This window comes from Pseudoalteromonas sp. NZS37 (assembly GCF_015864265.1).
GTDB lineage: Bacteria > Pseudomonadota > Gammaproteobacteria > Enterobacterales > Alteromonadaceae > Pseudoalteromonas > Pseudoalteromonas arctica.
Map to the genome: position 1 here is coordinate 234483 of NZ_JADYXL010000001.1, position 16488 is coordinate 250970.

A 16488-nucleotide genomic window follows, 5' to 3' on the forward strand; every position below is an offset into this window, starting at 1 on the left:
CATAGCCCTAACATAGAGCGCTTTATGATCAGTTCTGAAATCGAACAGTTTGAAAAATATTACACCATGCTTACTGAGTATATGGTTACCTACAGTATGCAAATTGTTGGCGCTATTTTTATCGTCCTCATTGGTTTGTGGATAGCACAAAAGCTTGCCAAATTTGTAGCAGCCTTAATGACCCGTCATAACGTTGACATTACGCTCACTAACTTTGTCAGTAGCGTGGTAAAAGTACTGCTAATTGTAATGGTTATAATTATTGCACTTGGCAAAATAGGTATCAGCGTTACGCCATTTGTAGCAGCCATTGGTGCTGCATCTTTAGGTGCTGGTTTAGCGCTGCAAGGAATGCTCTCTAACTATGGTGCGGGCCTTGCCATTATAGCCACTCGACCTTTTGTTGTTGGTGATACTATTGAAGTTAAAAATGTAAGCGGCCAAGTTAAAACAATTGAGCTTGGCTACACTATTTTAATCAATGAAGAAAAAGTAGAAATTACCATTCCAAATAAGCACATAGTAGGTGAAATACTTCATAACTCATTTAGTTACTCATTGGTCAAAGGTGAAATAGATATAGCCTATAGTGCTTGCTCTGATAACGCGATTAGCCTTATTGAAGACGTACTTAAAGCACACGAATTAGTCGCACAAAATCCGTTATCACAAGTGGGTATTGAACGCTTTGCCGATAGCGGTGTTACAATAAGCTACCGATATTGGGTACCTACTACTAAAATTATCGAAACCAAGCTGGCTATTAATGGCGGTGTTTATAAAGCAATTAATAACGCTGATATTGAAATCCCATTCCCTCAACGCGTCATTACAATTAACAAAGCCGATTTAGAAAGCTAATTTATTTTTATATTGAGCTTGCATACCTGCAAGCTCATTCTTTCCTATCCCCTCTCCTCAGAATAAACTCAAATAGTTGTGTTATAGATTTATTTGCCATATAAATAGTGTTAATAAATACCAATACGCACTTAATTTTAATAATAAAAAAACAATAATGAGTAATTATGATGCGCAACCCCTTCTACCTAGGCGATTGGCAAGTAACACCTTCAACTAACTCAATTCAGCTCACTGGTAAAGCCAAACAGTTAGAGCCTAAAGCGATGGATGTTTTATTGCATTTGTGTCAACAAAATGGCGACATTGTAAGCAGCGATGAATTGCTCGATAAATGCTGGAAAAATACTGATATTGGCGATAATCCTTTACATAAAACTATCACTCAGCTAAGAAAAGCGCTCGGTGATAAAGCCAATGAACCGCATTATATTGAGACTATCCGTAAACGTGGCTACCGCATTATTGCAAAATTATCTTTTCCATTAGCTGATCCTATCCCAAGCACTAAAAGTACATGGCAAGGAGGCTCCCCTTTTTTAGGCCTGCGTGCATATAACCCAAATGATACCCACGTTTTTTTTGGCCGCACCCAATCTATAGCTACCCTGCTGGAAAGGATATCTAGCCAGGTAAATTACGGTCGTGCTTTTTGCTTAATACTTGGCCCTAGCGGTACAGGTAAATCCTCGCTTGTTAATGCTGGAATTTTACCAAAACTGCTAGATGAGCGAGGCTATAATGGCATCGGGGTTATTTCCTACACCCAGATCGACTTTGCAGATGTGCATAAAAATAGACTTTTTCTAGACTTAGCTTCTGCATTACTTGATTGGGATATAAACGCCCAGCCTGTGTTTGAAGGATTAAGCGCGCAAACACTGGCAGAGCAACTAGAATTGACAATCGATGGCGTAATCAACGCCATACAAATTGCACTTAGCAAAGCCTCTACACAACTTAAAACACCACAGTTATTTTTATTTATTGACCGCTTAGAAGTACTGCTTTCTTCTCCTATATTTAGTAGCGAAACGCGCAGCCATTTTTTATCGGTTATTGAGCGCTTAGCAACCTCTAAAACTGTGATTGTATTTAGTGCGTGTCGTAACGACTTTTACCCTTTAGTCGTTGAACAACCAAGTCTAATGGCAGGCAAAGCTCATGGCGCCCACTACGATTTAACACCGCCAAACCGCCAAGAGCTCCAACAAATTATTCGCCTGCCAGCGCTAACCGCTAATTTAACGTTCTCCAATGACCCACAAACCCAAACACCACTGGATGAAATATTGTGCGCCGATACAGCTAATAACCCCGATGCATTACCCATGCTGCAATACACATTGCAAGAGCTGTACTTGCAGCGCAGTGATAGTAACGAGCTACTGCACAGTGTTTACACAAAACTCGGGGGTATTGAGGGAGCCATAGGCAAAAAAGCAGAAGATATATTTATTGACCTCAGCAACGAGCAACAACAGCAACTAAAAAGCGTGTTATCACAACTGATCACTTTAAATCCAGATGGTAAAACCATTACGAGCCGCGCTGCCCGCTGGCAAACATTAACGAACACAAGCCAAAAAGAGCTTGTGCAAGCCATGGTCGATAGCCGTTTATTTGTATCGCATTTACAAAATCAAGAAGCCTGTTTTAGCCTTGCTCACGAGGCATTATTACGTCAATGGCCGCGAGCAAAACAATGGATTAATGATCATAAAGATGCCTTAGCAATAAAAAGCCGCTTACAACACCAAGCGCAAAATTGGATAGATGAAGGTAAAAGTAGTGCTTACCTCCTAGCGCCAGGTAAACCGCTACAAGAAGCGCAGCTATTACTAAACGACAAACTGTTTAAATTAGATGATAACGAGCACACTCTTATCAAAAGCTCTATTAAAAAAACAAAAACAAAAATAAGAGTAAAACGGGTGACCGTTGCTTTATTGTGCTTACTTACATTTACCGCGTTATTAATGAGCTTTACTAGTTTTAAGGCCCAACAACATGCGCAAAAGAAACAGCTTGAGGCCGAAAGCTTACTAGGGTTTATGGTGGGTGACTTTGCCGATAAATTACGTAGCGTTGAACGCATGGACTTACTTGATGGTATTAGTAATAAAGCACTTGAGTATTTTACTGATCAAACTGACGATTCAAGTTCACTTTTTAGCTTTAGCGATAATAAAGCACAATTTAACAACCGTTTTCAGTACGCACAAACCCTCGAAGCAATGGGTGAAGTAGCTTATTCCCGAGGTAAAACCGATGAAGCCTTTACCGCCTTTGAAAACGCCCGCACCCGCCTTGAGGCATTATTAAAAATACAGCCTAACAACTTAGAGCTACTCACGCTTGCAGGTGCCAATGCCTTTTGGCTTGGTCAATTAGCTTATGATCAAAATGATCATCAAGCTACTGAGCAAATGTTTAAAAAATACCACGCTTACAGTAAAAAAATGTATGCGCTGGCAGCCAATGATTTTAACTCCATTATGGAATTGTCGTATTCATCTAATTCTTTAGGTTCTTTATACATAGAAAAGTCTGACTACAGCGCTGCAAAAAAGAACTTTACAGAGTCGCTTTTACTTAAAAATAAAGCACTTGAACTAAAACCGAATAACAAAAATTTACTTCGAGATAAATCAGATACGATTAGTTGGCTTGCAAAAACAGAAGAGAAGCTAAGTAACTTTAATGAAGCAGTTAATATATTGGAAGGTGCAGTTGAGGTAATCACAAAATTGACTGCTAACTACCCTCGTGATGCAAGCCTTTTTTACACGTCAGCAAACATATATATGCAACAAAGTTATTTACTGAGCTATTTGAGTGATAAACGGATGGCTCATAAAAAAGCCAGCTTGGCTAATCAAGTTATCAATGAAGCTTTAGTACAAGATCCAAAAAACAATAAATTTCAGCTTATGTATTATCGCTCTTTAGCACATTCACTAATGCTATCTACTGATGAAAGTACTGACTCAACAATTGAAAAAATAATTAACTTTTTAAAATCTCAAAATTTTAAAAATACCAGCACTATCAATACACAAATTACACTGATTCAATATTTTATAAATAGACAATCACCACTCAAAGCACAGGAGTTATTAACTGAGCTTGAGAATAATGAAAACTACACACATCAATTAGCCAACCTAACTAGAACTGGTGATTACTTAGTACATACAAGAATAAACTTAATCAAAGCGAACTTAGCTACAACTAATAAACAGCGAGAGCAATTTTGTTTAAGTGCTATCAAAACTATTTCTGAAGCAGCAAAAACAAGTCAGAGCGTAAAAATAACATACCCACTAGTACAAGCTTATACCTGTTTAAACAGAGAAGACGAGATATCAGAAATAAAAACAAGCCTAGTTAAATTAGGCATTACGAACTTCCAACTATAATTACTCATAAAGGAAATGATATGAATAACACCCTAGAAAATGTCAACTTTCAAGTAAATATTAAACTTAACAACGGTGAAGCTATTTTTAGTTATACAAAAAATGGCGAACCCGCTACTGGCGGTGGTGTTGTAAGAACCGAAACCGCTGGCAACTACAATTTAGACGACGCCACAATTCAAAATGGTTTCGTATTTACTGGCGCTACTATCACCGATATCGACACACAAAAACCATGCGCCCAAGACTTCAGCTATAAAGTAAGTGATAACGGCCACACAATTATCATTACCGACACAGACGAAAATAATGGATCTGTATGCTTAATCTTTAACGTTGAGTGTAATGGCAAAAAATATGAAAGCGCCGATCCTCAAGTTAAGAATGAAAAAGAACTCTAATTAGCAACGCTTCTTTTTAAATTGCACAGGCCTATTAATTGCGGTGCAATTTTTTTTAAAAACGCCCCTAAATAAACATTAAATAACAATAACTTAAATCAGAAGGTTACCGAAAGGTTTAAAACCCATAAATTAAATAAACTCCTAGACATAAAGTTTCATTAACAATAAAAATGAGCAACACCATGTCTAACAATAATGAAAATAGCAGAGCAAACAACACCGACAACGCTGTATCTGCATTAATCAGCAGCATTTCTAATACCGTTAACAATGAAAAAATAAGCGCAATTATTAATGTCACTAATGTCATGGCCGATGCTATTTTTATTGTTAATGCAGATGGAGTGTTTGAATCAGTAAATCCCGTTGCAGCTCGTTTTTTTAATGTTACGTCTGACTCATTAATAGGTAAAAAATGGCAAGATTGTTTACAAGAACAGTATCGCGATGACTATCAATACATGTTTGAAAGTTGGAAAAACAACTATCAAACACCACTCAATCATGGCCCGAAAGAAGTTAAAATAATAAAAAACAATGGTAACTGTTTAGATATAGAGCTCTCAATTTCTTGTATACCCGCATCAACCACAAACAATACCCCTCTATTTATTTGTATTATGCATGATATTTCTAGGCATGTTAAAAAGTATAAAGTACTCGAAAACATAGCAAAAATAGATCACCTTACAGGCGTCGCTAATCGCTGCACTTTAGAAAAGGCGATTATTAAAAATTGGCAAGAATGCATAGTAGACAAACAGCCTTTGAGTTTTATCTTGATCGATATTGATTTTTTTAAACTGTTTAATGATAATTTTGGTCATGTAAAGGGTGATAAATGTTTGCAAAAAGTAGCTCAAACAATTGAAGACTGCCTCCCCTCAAAAGATAGTTTAGTAGCACGCTATGGTGGTGAGGAGTTTGCTGTTGTATTACCCCGCTCACATGTCTCAAATGCAGAAATGATCGCAAAACGTATTCAAGAAAAAATACTCAACATTAATTTTAGAGATATTGGTTTGCCAGCGAATGTAAAGATAAGTGTAAGCCAGGGTTTAGCGTGTGAATACGATAATCAATACAGAACATCTGAGGCATTAATATGCGCGGCTGATACGGCTTTATATAGAGCGAAGTCGGAAGGTCGTAATAAATTATGTATAAGGTGATGTACTAACTATTTGGTATAGCCTTTATCTACTAAAATAAAAAACCGCAATTGCGGTTTTTTATTACTTGAGAAAAGCTTAAATGTCAATTAGCAGCCCTTCGTCTTTTTTAATCTTTTCGATCACCATATAAGTATGATGAGTGCCCACGCCGGGAATATCGACTAAGTCGCCAAGAACTTGTCTATATTCTTCCATATTAGAAACGCGGATTTTTAATAAATAATCATAACCGCCTGCCACCATGTCGCATTCAACGACTTGTTGTATTCTTAGTATATGCTCTCTAAATACCTTAAATACTGCTGTATTTGAAGCAACAAGCGACACTTGAACATGTGCTACTAAGCTTTGATTAAGCTTTGCTTCGCTAAGCTTAGCGTAGTAGCCTTCGATATAGCCTTCTTGCTCTAATCGTTTTACACGATCTAGGCACGGGCTTGCACTCAAATTAACCTGTTTTGCGAGGTTAACATTTGAAATTCTGCCGTTCTTTTGTAGAACGTCTAGTATGGCTAAATCAATACGATCTAGCATGCGTAATCTATTTGGAATTGTCATAACAGAATTTTATGCGGATAAGTTAAATTTATGCCCTGTAAATTATCGTAAAACGCGAAATTTAACCAGCATATTCTGCTGAAATTTAATTAGAATGCACTCACAATATCACTGGTAATTTATTGGTAATTAATTTTACTTTAATTCTTAACACTCCTGAGGGTTGCTTATGTTATTCAACGGCGATTTAACAACGATTTGTCCTATTAGACAAAGAATCCGTGACTTCTACCGCATAGATGAAAATGCGGTTATTGATCATATTTTACCGCTTGCAGAAGTAGGCGTAAAAGCACGAAGTCGTGCCTGGGAAAGAGCCCGCCAGATTGTTTTAAACATTCGTAAAGAGCAAGATGGGCAAGGCGGTGTTGATGCGCTTTTAAATGAATTTTCACTCTCTAGTGAAGAAGGCGTTGTATTAATGTGTTTGGCCGAAGCGCTGCTTCGCGTACCAGACAAAGCAACTCAAGATGTACTGATTCGTGACAAGTTAGCGAAAGGTGATTGGAGCTCTCATTTGGGCAGCAGCGATTCTTTATTCGTAAACGCGTCTTCTTGGGGATTATTAGTTACCGGTAAAATGGTTAACTACACAGACAAAACGAAAGAACAACAGTTCGGCATGCTTAAAAAGACCATTGGTCGTTTAGGTGAGCCAGTTATTCGTAAGTCTGTAAATTTTGCTATGAAAATTATGGGTAAGCAATTCGTTATGGGTCGTACCATTGACGAAGCAATTGAACGTGCTGCCGATACAGAGCAAAAAGGTTATGTATATTCTTACGATATGCTAGGCGAAGGCGCGCGCACAATGAAAGATGCGAAGCGTTACTTTGACAGCTACATGAATGCTATACACTCGATTGGTAAAGCGGCAAATGGTCGTGGTCCAATTAAGAGCCCTGGTATTTCAGTTAAGCTTTCTGCTATTCATCCACGTTATGAGTTCACTCATAAAGACCGTGTGATGGAAGAAATTGTACCAAAGTTAAAAGAGCTTGCGCTTGCCGCTAAGAAATACGATATCGGCTTTACCGTTGATGCTGAAGAAGCTGACCGTTTAGATATTTCTCTTGATGTGATTGAAGCGGTATTTAGTGATGAAGATCTTGGTGATTGGCAAGGATTTGGCTTAGCGGTTCAAGCGTATCAAAAACGCGCTATTTTTGTAATTGAATGGCTAACAGACCTTGCAACCCGTGTTGGTCGTAAAATGATGGTACGTTTAGTTAAAGGCGCGTACTGGGATACTGAAATCAAAACCACACAACAAGATGGTTTAGAGCATTTCCCTGTATTTACCCGTAAAGCAACAACCGATGTTTCTTACAAAGCATGTGCTATTAAAATGCTTGAAGCGCGCGACGTACTTTATCCGCAGTTTGCAACACACAACGCTTACACTGCCGCGACTATTTTAGAAGTAGCGAAAGGCGACAACACCGGTTTTGAATTTCAACGTTTGCACGGTATGGGTGAATCATTATTCGACCAAATCGTTAACGAAGAAAAAATTCAATGCCGTGTATATGCACCGGTTGGTCAACACGAAGACCTACTTGCTTACCTTGTTCGTCGTTTGTTAGAAAATGGTGCTAACTCATCATTTGTAAACGCGATTGTAGATACAACAAAACCTGTTGAATCATTACTACCAGACCCTGTAGAAACACTGCAAGGCTTGCGTAATAAGTACAATACGCAAATAAAAATGCCAATTGATTTATACGGTGAAGAACGTGCTAACTCTAAAGGCATGGATTTAACCGATATTAATGTTATTACCCCTTTCAAAGAGAATCTTGAAACATGGTTTAACGAGCACTTAATTGAGCAAAGCCAAGTACCAGAAGGCTCATTGGCTGTTAAAAACCCAGCAAATCACAAAGAAATCATCGGCCACGTTAAGTTACAAACTGGCGAAGAGATGAAAGTATTACTGGCTAACGCTGAAGCGGCACTTGAATCATGGTCACAAACACCAGTAAAAGAGCGCGCTAATTTACTGCGCCGCGTTGCTGACATTTTAGAACGTCATCACGACGAACTAGTCGCTATCTGTATTAAAGAAGCGGGTAAAGTAGCGCAAGATGGTATTGATGAAGTACGTGAAGCGGTTGATTTTTGTCGTTACTACGCAGCGCGCGCTGAAGAGTTATCTAAAGATGAGCGTTTCGAAGCCCGTGGCGTTATTTTATGTATTAGCCCGTGGAACTTCCCGCTTGCAATATTCTTAGGTCAAGTTGCTGCTGCGATTGTTACAGGTAACACTGTAATTGCCAAGCCTGCTGAGCAAACAAGTTTAATCGCCCTTCGTGCCATTGAACTAATGCTATCTGTTGGTTTACCTGAGCACGTTGTTCAACCTGTTATCGCTCGCGGCTCAGAAGTAGGTAAAACAATTGTTCCAGATGAGCGCATTCAAGCGGTTATGTTTACAGGTTCTACTGAAACAGGCACATTAATTTCTCAAACACTTGCTGCACGTAACGATATTCAAGTACCGTTAATTGCAGAAACAGGTGGCCAAAACTGTATGATTGTTGACTCAACGGCGCTTCCTGAGCAAGTAGTTGACGATGTGATCAGTTCTGGTTTTCAAAGTGCTGGCCAACGTTGTTCTGCTCTTCGTGTTTTATTCATTCAAGATGACGTAGCTGATGGCATTATCGAAATGCTTAAAGGCGCTCTAGCTGAGTTACACATTGGCGATCCATCGTTACTATCAACTGATGTTGGCCCTGTAATTGATGAAAAAGCACTTAAAAACTTAAACGAGCACGTTGAGTACTTAAAAGGTAATTCTATACTTCATTACGAATGTAAAATTCCTGATAACACTCAAAATGGCGCATACTTTTTTGCTCCTCGTTTATACGAAATTAAAGACTTATCAGTACTTAAACGTGAAGTATTTGGCCCATGTGTTCATATTGTTCGCTTTAAATCGAATGAACTTGATGATGTGATGGATCAAATAAATAACACAGGCTATGGTCTGACAATGGGTGTTCACTCACGTATCGAAGAGCGCTGTGAGTACCTTGCTAAAATGTCACGTGCGGGTAATGTTTACATTAACCGAAACATGATTGGTGCCATTGTTGGTGTGCAACCGTTTGGTGGCCGTGGTTTATCAGGTACTGGCCCTAAAGCCGGTGGCCCTAACTACCTACAACGTTTAGTAAAAGAAAAAGCATCACCAGATAACGTACAAATGACTAACCTAACGCCTGACGAACTTGATTTACACCACTACAGCGGTGCGAATGAGCAAGTTAAAAAGCTAATGGCCAACTCAATGCGCGATGAAAAAATCTGGCGTGCAACACCACTAAACGACCGTGTTTCGGCTGTACGTCAGTTGCTTGCTAAAATCGCGACGGTAGAAATTATCGACGATTTAGCAGACGACTTAGCATTAACATTATCAGAAGCACGTGCACAGCTTAACCGCCTTGAAAAGCACATGCGTAAGTTTACTACCCTGCCTGGGCCAACGGGTGAGTCTAATACACTTCATCTAGAAGCACGTGGTTGTGTAGTGTGTTATGCAGATAAGAGCACATCATTTAACTTCTGGGCATTGTCTATCATTACTGCTATTGCCGCAGGTAATACGGTAATTACTGTAGCGTCTGAGCTGTTTTATGATGAAGCCGTTGCCTTTAAAGATAAATTTATCTCTACAGGTGTTGCAGAAGGTGTTTTCCAAGTAGCTAAACCTAACCAGTTACAAGCTATTTTGGCGCACCCTCATTTAGCCGGTGCGGTAGTTGCTGCTCGCTCGTCTCGCTTGGGCTACTTTAGTCAACAGCTTGCACAGCGTAAAGGTGCTATTTTACCAGTAATTAGCTCTGAGTATTACGATACATTAATCAAACGTCTTATTACTGAAAAAACAATCAGTATTGATACAACAGCATCAGGTGGTAACACATCACTAATGACGCTTGTTGAAGATGATGAATAATTAAGCTAATGCTTTTTAACTAAAAAATAAAAAAGGCACTGAAAAGTGCCTTTTTTATTAGGTAGTAGCGTATATATTTGTTAGCTTAATGAACGATTAATAATAGAAGTAATAAATTTGAAAATAATTCCTGTTGGTCAGTTACTGCCTGGTATGTTTGTGCAAAGCGTTACTAGACAAACTGGCAGTATTAAAATTAAAAATCAAGGCTGGGTTAAAACTCAGGCTGGTATTAATAACCTAATAAAAGCAGGTATTTTAGAAGTAGAAATCGACCCTGATAAAACCCTCATTGACTCAGTCCCTGAAAAAGCTCCTATTGCTGTACCTGCAACAAAAATAAAGCGTGACCCTTGGCAAAAAACACACAGTGCCGAACAAGAAATGGGAAAGGCAAAAAAACTGTATGACGAAGCTAAAACACTGCAAATAAAAGCATTTAAAGATATTAAAGCAGGCCGCGATATAGATATTGCACCATTCAAAGAGCTGGCAAGTGGCTTTATGGACTCTGTTTTTAGAAACCAAGATGCCCTAGCCTGCCTTACCCAAATGCGCCAAAAAGATGCTTACCTACTTGAGCACTCTATTAATGTATCGATATTAATGGGGATTTTCGCTAAGCATTTAGGTATAGAAAAAAACATTATCGTTGAACTGACTACCGGCGCACTTTTACACGACATTGGTAAGATAAAAATCCCTGATGAAATACTCAATAAGCCGGGTCGCTTTACCGATGATGAATTTAAAATAATGAAAATGCACTCGCTTTTCAGTAAAGAAATATTAGAAGAAGCCGGCTTAACGGGTGTTGCGGTTGATATTGCAGGTATGCATCATGAAAGGCTTGATGGTAAAGGCTATCCGTTTGGTAAAAAGGGCGATGAAATAGGTCAGTACGTACGTATGGCATCAATTGTAGATGTGTACGATGCACTTACCGCAGAACGTGTTTACAAAGCAGGCATGGAGCCAATAAAAGCGTTTAAAATACTAAAAGACGGATGCCCAGATAGCTTCGATCCCGTGCTGCTTAATAAGTTTATTCAATGTATTGGTATTCATCCGGTAGGAACGCTCGTCAGATTATCGAGTCAAAAAGTTGGTTTAGTGACCGAGAGTAATCCCAGTACACCACTAAAGCCTATCGTTAAAACATTTTACAGCGCCAAACATAGTCGCTATACAGAGATAAAAGATATCGATTTATCTAATAAAAAAACCTTAGATACCCTTGAATCAGCGGTGAAACCTAAAGAATATAATATTGATTTAGAACGCTTTTATAAAAACTCAATATTACCCTAAGCAATATTGAGAGCTCAACATTCTACCGAGCTCTCAACATAATAGCTAAGCGTTTACTGCGGCCAGTCTTGCAAAGCCTTTAAGCTAAACTCATAACCATCAAAATCAAGTACACTTTGCTCAGGTGTAATTTCTCTTACAGTTAAAGCACCTATGCTCTCTCCTTCATGTAACTCTCGGCCATTTAGCTTGATCCAACGTTTGTCAGCACTCGATGAATAAATATGCGCTTGATATTTAATACTAGGCAACATTGATTGCAAACCATCTGGTAGTAATTCTACAGGCTCAACACGTGATGACGTTTTTGATGCATGGGTAACTTCATAATCCTGATTTTTTTCGACGTCTTGTATAGCTTGCGCAAACGCATTTTTAAGTGTTGTAGGCACCTCATCAAGCTCAGGATCGCTCATCTGTTGAGATTGGTTGTTACCATTAATTGGCTTACCTAGTACTTTATATTTACTCATATCTAGTTGAGCTGATGCTGTATTTTGACTTTGCCCAAATACCGAAGCGTTCTGTGTATTATTTGGATTGTAATTATTTTGTGGATTAAATACTGGCTGATTATAATTTTGAACTGGCATTACTTGTTGCACGTTCTGCTGATTATAACCCGTTGCGCTCGTGACCGGACTCGATGGCATAGGAATATATTGCCCATTAGGCGTTAATAACATTTGCTGTACACCATTAGGTGTTTGCACATGCACAAGTTGCCCTTCAATCGTTGCAGTATTATTTGGAGCTATTTTAGCGGGTTCTAACTTAGCTATTTGCTGCTTTTCAACTGCGGCATCTACCTCTTTAACTTGTTCTTTAGGTGACGATTTTTCGCTTTCAACCACCTTAATTACAGCGGGTTCCGATGTGTTTAATAAAGTAGTACCTTGTAACCACTTACCAGTAGTAAACCCACCAGCTACCGCAATAAAAGCAGCTAAGCTTGTACCAAATACTAACGCTAATCGTCTATAACGCTTTAGTGCTTGCTGTTGCTTTAACTGCTCTGATTGTAAGTCGTATTGCTCAGCACTCATATCTGATTGCTGCGACTGCTTTAGCGCATCTAATAAATAAGACATAACTTACCTAACTATAAAATAAATGAAAGCCCAATGCCTACGGCAAATAAAGCAACGAATGCAAGGCTATATGGTACAAATGACGTTGCTTTGTTGGCCTCATTAACTGGCGCTACAAAATCCATGGGTAATGACTCATGTGCTGATTTTTTTATTATATCGCTATCAACTATCAACTGCTGCTTTGCAAAAGTGCCTACCAAAGCTCGCTCACATACCAAGTTCATTAATCGTGGCACACCACCGGTTAATTGATGAACAGCTTGCATGGCATCCATCGAAAAAATTCCTTTATCACATCCTGCAACATGTAACCGATGCTTTATGTAAGCAACTGTTTGGCCTTGCGTAAGTGGTAATAAATGGTAACGAGCTGTTATTCTCTGGGCGAGTTGCCTTAATTCATTGCGCTTTAAAAGCTCTTGTAGCTCAGGTTGACCAACCAATACTATTTGTAATAATTTTTTATGATCGGTTTCTATATTTGTTAGCAAGCGTAATTGTTCAAGCACATTAGGGGCAAGTAACTGCGCTTCATCAATTATAAGTATGGTGTGCCCACCCGATTTATTATTGGTCTCTAAGTGCTTTTTTATAATATCGGTAAGACTTTTAAGCGTCGCATTATTAGCATCGTAACTAATGTTGAGCTCATCACAAATACTAGCCAATAACTCTAGCTCTGAAAGTGCTGGGTTATGGATCATCGCTACTTGCGTGTTTTCAGGTAACTGCTCTAACATACTGCGGGTAATTGTAGTTTTACCAGTACCCACTTCGCCTGTTAATAATACAAAACCACCGTCTTCACCTAATCCATAGGTAAGGTGTGCTAAGGCTTCTTTATGTCGTTCACTTAAAAATAAGTAATGAGGGTTGGGCGAAATTGAAAAAGGTTTTTCATTCAGGCCAAAATAGCTTAAATACACCGTGATGTTCCTTCGTAATTAAATCACGGCCTATAATGGCAAAAAAACGCACTAAGTGACAACGTTGTAAGCGCTTTATTATTGAAATAACGTAAATTTATGTAAAACAAAAAAATGCAGCGGTTTTAAGGCTGCACTTTCATCTGTCTAATCTTAGTAAGTACTTTATTCTTCGTAGCGAACTAACCGTAAATACACATTACTAGTTTTGGCGTGCAAGCTATTCAGCCCACTATCAAATTGATAAACCCATGCAGAGCTCATCGTGCTCACACCCGATGTATTTGACCAATAGTTTTGAAGCTTAGTACCAAAAAACACCTCTTCATTAATGCTCGGCTCGGTGCAACTGTGCTCTAAAATACTCGCCAACTCTTTAATGTTAGGCATTTGCCAATCATCGTAATCTGCAGTTGTATCATTTTTAGCACCGCGTAGTGCTTCTTGCCAAGTAAGAGAAGGTGTAGAGCCTTCGCAAAGCTGCGTCTCTGTATTATAAATTTGCCCATAACTACAACGTTGCCACATAAGGCCAGTTTCGGTATCTGACACTGTGCCATCTGTATTTATAGTAAATCTATCTGTCGGCGTTGTGGTATCTGCACCGTCGTAGCACGTTTGCGCCGCTGCAATATTAAAGCTCAAGCTTATAGTTGCTAGTGCATAGAGTAATTTTAATTTCATTATTTTCTCCTAACGGCTTCTAACTAAACGAACATACGCGGTATTTTCTTTTGGATAAGCAAGATCGTTACCATCACTCATATCAATAATGTACGCTTGCGATAAACTTGTACCATCGGCTGCGGTTTGTGAAGTCCAATAACGTAAGTGACTTAATGCACTTTCACTTGGCATATTGGGGAAAAACACCTCATCAATTAATATGCTTTGCCCTTGTTTACCATAATCAATTAAACCTAAAAGCTCTGTATAAGTAGGTAACCGCCAATTTGTACCACCACAAAAATCTAAGTTATTCACTTCGTTTATATAACTTTGTACTCCACAACTCGTATCATCCGGACAAGTTGAATTGGCTGTACTAGTATCGGTAAAAGTAGTGTCGCCTAAATCCCAAAAGTAATGATTTTGCCCCTCACGCAAGCTTGTATTTGGCAATACTCCAGAGGATTCAGTTTTTACTTCCCATACAAGTCCAGTAACATTATCGCGTATACAGGTAAAGTCACTACTATCATCACCAACTTCATCCGCAAACTGATTAAGTTTAGTGTAATCAAACGCTAAATTACCTTTACCAACCTTATCTAAGCGGTTTGCATAGCTATCGCGTCCAAGTTCAGCATCTTGCGCTGGAAAGTCATCGCTTTCACAGTTAATGCGTTGGGTGTTGTTATAGCACTCACCAACACCACTATCGTTTATAAGCCCAAGCGCTTTTGGTGATACATCAACAAATAAAGAATCTGTATCGGTGCGTCCTTTTGAGTCGGTTACCGTTACTTCAAAGCTCAACGTGGATTCAGTATCTACATCAGAGGCAAAAAATGTCGTTGTACATTGGTCGCTATTACTTAATGTTTCGCTATTACCGGTAAGTTGTTGCCACTTACACTGATAGGTATAGGTGACAGTTTCGCTATTCGTTGCATCAAGCGTTACTTCTTCAAACTCTTCGACATTTTGATCAGCGCCTGCATTTGCATCCACTAGTTCATTTGTTTTATTAAGCGTCATTGAATATTGAGTACTCGCCTCACCGCCTTCATCATCAGTGACTGTTAGCTGCCAAGATAAATTTACGTTACTTTCTAGTAAAGGATGAGAAAAGCTAAGAGTTGACTCATTAAAGCTAGCAATATCTAAGTCAGGACCTGATAGCAGTTGCCACAAATAACTATCAATTTGGCCATTATCATCAGGATCGCTCGACTCAAGAGCGCTCAAAGTCACGGTGTCTTTGTATACAGAAGGAAGTGTTTCAGGAGATGTTTGCGTAGCAACAGCAAGTGGTAGTTGATTATTAGAGCTCACTGAAATAGAAATGTCGTCACTAACAGCGCTACTACCGGTGCTTTGATAGCTTACTCTTAAGATTATTTCACTATCAGTTTTTACGTCAGGGGCTGTCAATGTTTGCTCAGCGCCTTCAAGCGGAAAACCTTCTAAGCTTGGGCCGCTAACTTGTTGCCATGAAAACGTACCATCAGCGGGGGAGCCTTGTGCTGTGATGGTAAATTCAGTTTTTTCGATAATTTGTAAATCGGTTCCAGCATTAACAGATGTTTCTACAACTGTATTATCGCTATCACCGCCACCGCCTCCACACGCACTCAGCAAACCGCAAGAAATGAGGGGGATTAAAGCAAACGCTTTCATACGCAGCACCTTATTATGTCAAATAATTACTATAGTGTAATTACTAGCAATAAAGATGCCATTAAAGTACTACATATATGTATCTTGATGAATGCGTACAAACAACTTCGTACCGATTTTACTGTAATCTACTTTGTATTCACGCCCATCTAAAGCTTGAATAAATAGTAATTGTTTTTCTTCGCCAAATACATCAGGGCTTCCAACATAGACTATTTCTAAATAGCGATCTTTTGCATCACGGCGGTTTTTAGGTAACTCTTCTTTAAATGGCTCTAAGCCATGTTGAGTCACTTTAATTTTAGGATGAATTTCAGAGTTTACAATCACTAAATCATGCTTTTTATCTTTATGTATTATGGTGTTTCGACCACTTTTTAAAAAGGCTCTCTCTTGACTCATTTTTCTTTCCTACAGTCGC

The 16488-nt window shown here is 38.8% G+C and carries 12 protein-coding genes; 6 read left to right on the top strand and 6 right to left on the bottom strand.

From position 1 onward, the window contains the following. Window positions 1-24: 24 nt before the first annotated feature. The 4 genes from I6F47_RS01060 to I6F47_RS01075 all read left to right on the top strand — a co-directional run bounded on the left by I6F47_RS01060 (window position 25) and on the right by I6F47_RS01075 (window position 5859). Complete coding sequence (locus I6F47_RS01060; RefSeq protein WP_002958733.1) at window positions 25-861, top strand: mechanosensitive ion channel family protein; 837 nt, start codon at window positions 25-27, stop codon at window positions 859-861. A gap of 167 nt (window positions 862-1028) precedes the next feature. After that, complete coding sequence (locus tag I6F47_RS01065; protein WP_197183170.1) at window positions 1029-4283, top strand: nSTAND1 domain-containing NTPase; 3255 nt, start codon at window positions 1029-1031, stop codon at window positions 4281-4283. A 20-nt stretch (window positions 4284-4303) separates the two neighbouring features. Next, window positions 4304-4684, top strand: a complete 381-nt coding sequence (locus I6F47_RS01070; protein ID WP_197183171.1) for a DP-EP family protein — start codon at window positions 4304-4306, stop codon at window positions 4682-4684. 185 nt (window positions 4685-4869) lie between these two features. Continuing rightward, on the top strand, window positions 4870-5859 hold the full coding sequence (locus tag I6F47_RS01075; RefSeq protein ID WP_121954206.1) for a sensor domain-containing diguanylate cyclase: 990 nt from the start codon (window positions 4870-4872) through the stop codon (window positions 5857-5859). Between the two features lie 78 nt (window positions 5860-5937). On the opposite strand, the gene I6F47_RS01080 is transcribed toward I6F47_RS01075, so the two are convergent. Beyond that, complete coding sequence (locus tag I6F47_RS01080; protein WP_024590009.1) at window positions 5938-6420, bottom strand: winged helix-turn-helix transcriptional regulator; 483 nt, start codon at window positions 6418-6420, stop codon at window positions 5938-5940. A gap of 169 nt (window positions 6421-6589) precedes the next feature. Between I6F47_RS01080 and putA the strand changes: the two genes are divergently transcribed. Both putA and I6F47_RS01090 read left to right on the top strand, forming a co-directional pair. Continuing rightward, on the top strand, window positions 6590-10393 hold the full coding sequence (putA, locus tag I6F47_RS01085; protein WP_010553201.1) for a bifunctional proline dehydrogenase/L-glutamate gamma-semialdehyde dehydrogenase PutA: 3804 nt from the start codon (window positions 6590-6592) through the stop codon (window positions 10391-10393). Window positions 10394-10510: 117 nt separating this feature from the next. Continuing rightward, entirely contained in the window at window positions 10511-11704 is a 1194-nt protein-coding gene (locus I6F47_RS01090) for an HD-GYP domain-containing protein (RefSeq protein WP_165725557.1), read from the top strand. A gap of 53 nt (window positions 11705-11757) precedes the next feature. Here the strand turns inward: I6F47_RS01090 and I6F47_RS01095 are convergent, their stop codons facing one another. The 5 genes from I6F47_RS01095 to I6F47_RS01115 all read right to left on the bottom strand — a co-directional run bounded on the left by I6F47_RS01095 (window position 11758) and on the right by I6F47_RS01115 (window position 16469). Beyond that, on the bottom strand, window positions 11758-12795 hold the full coding sequence (locus tag I6F47_RS01095; RefSeq protein WP_121954208.1) for a general secretion pathway protein GspB: 1038 nt from the start codon (window positions 12793-12795) through the stop codon (window positions 11758-11760). Between the two features lie 11 nt (window positions 12796-12806). Continuing rightward, on the bottom strand, window positions 12807-13724 hold the full coding sequence (locus tag I6F47_RS01100) for an ExeA family protein (protein ID WP_024592309.1): 918 nt from the start codon (window positions 13722-13724) through the stop codon (window positions 12807-12809). A 165-nt stretch (window positions 13725-13889) separates the two neighbouring features. Beyond that, window positions 13890-14408, bottom strand: a complete 519-nt coding sequence (locus I6F47_RS01105) for an Lcl C-terminal domain-containing protein (protein WP_165721046.1) — start codon at window positions 14406-14408, stop codon at window positions 13890-13892. Window positions 14409-14417: 9 nt separating this feature from the next. Next, window positions 14418-16067, bottom strand: coding sequence for an Lcl C-terminal domain-containing protein (locus I6F47_RS01110; RefSeq protein ID WP_165721047.1), 1650 nt, complete (start codon window positions 16065-16067; stop codon window positions 14418-14420). Window positions 16068-16136: 69 nt separating this feature from the next. Further along, window positions 16137-16469 (bottom strand): hypothetical protein, encoded by a 333-nt coding sequence (locus I6F47_RS01115; protein WP_007581673.1) that lies wholly within the window; start codon window positions 16467-16469, stop codon window positions 16137-16139. Window positions 16470-16488 lie beyond the last annotated feature (19 nt).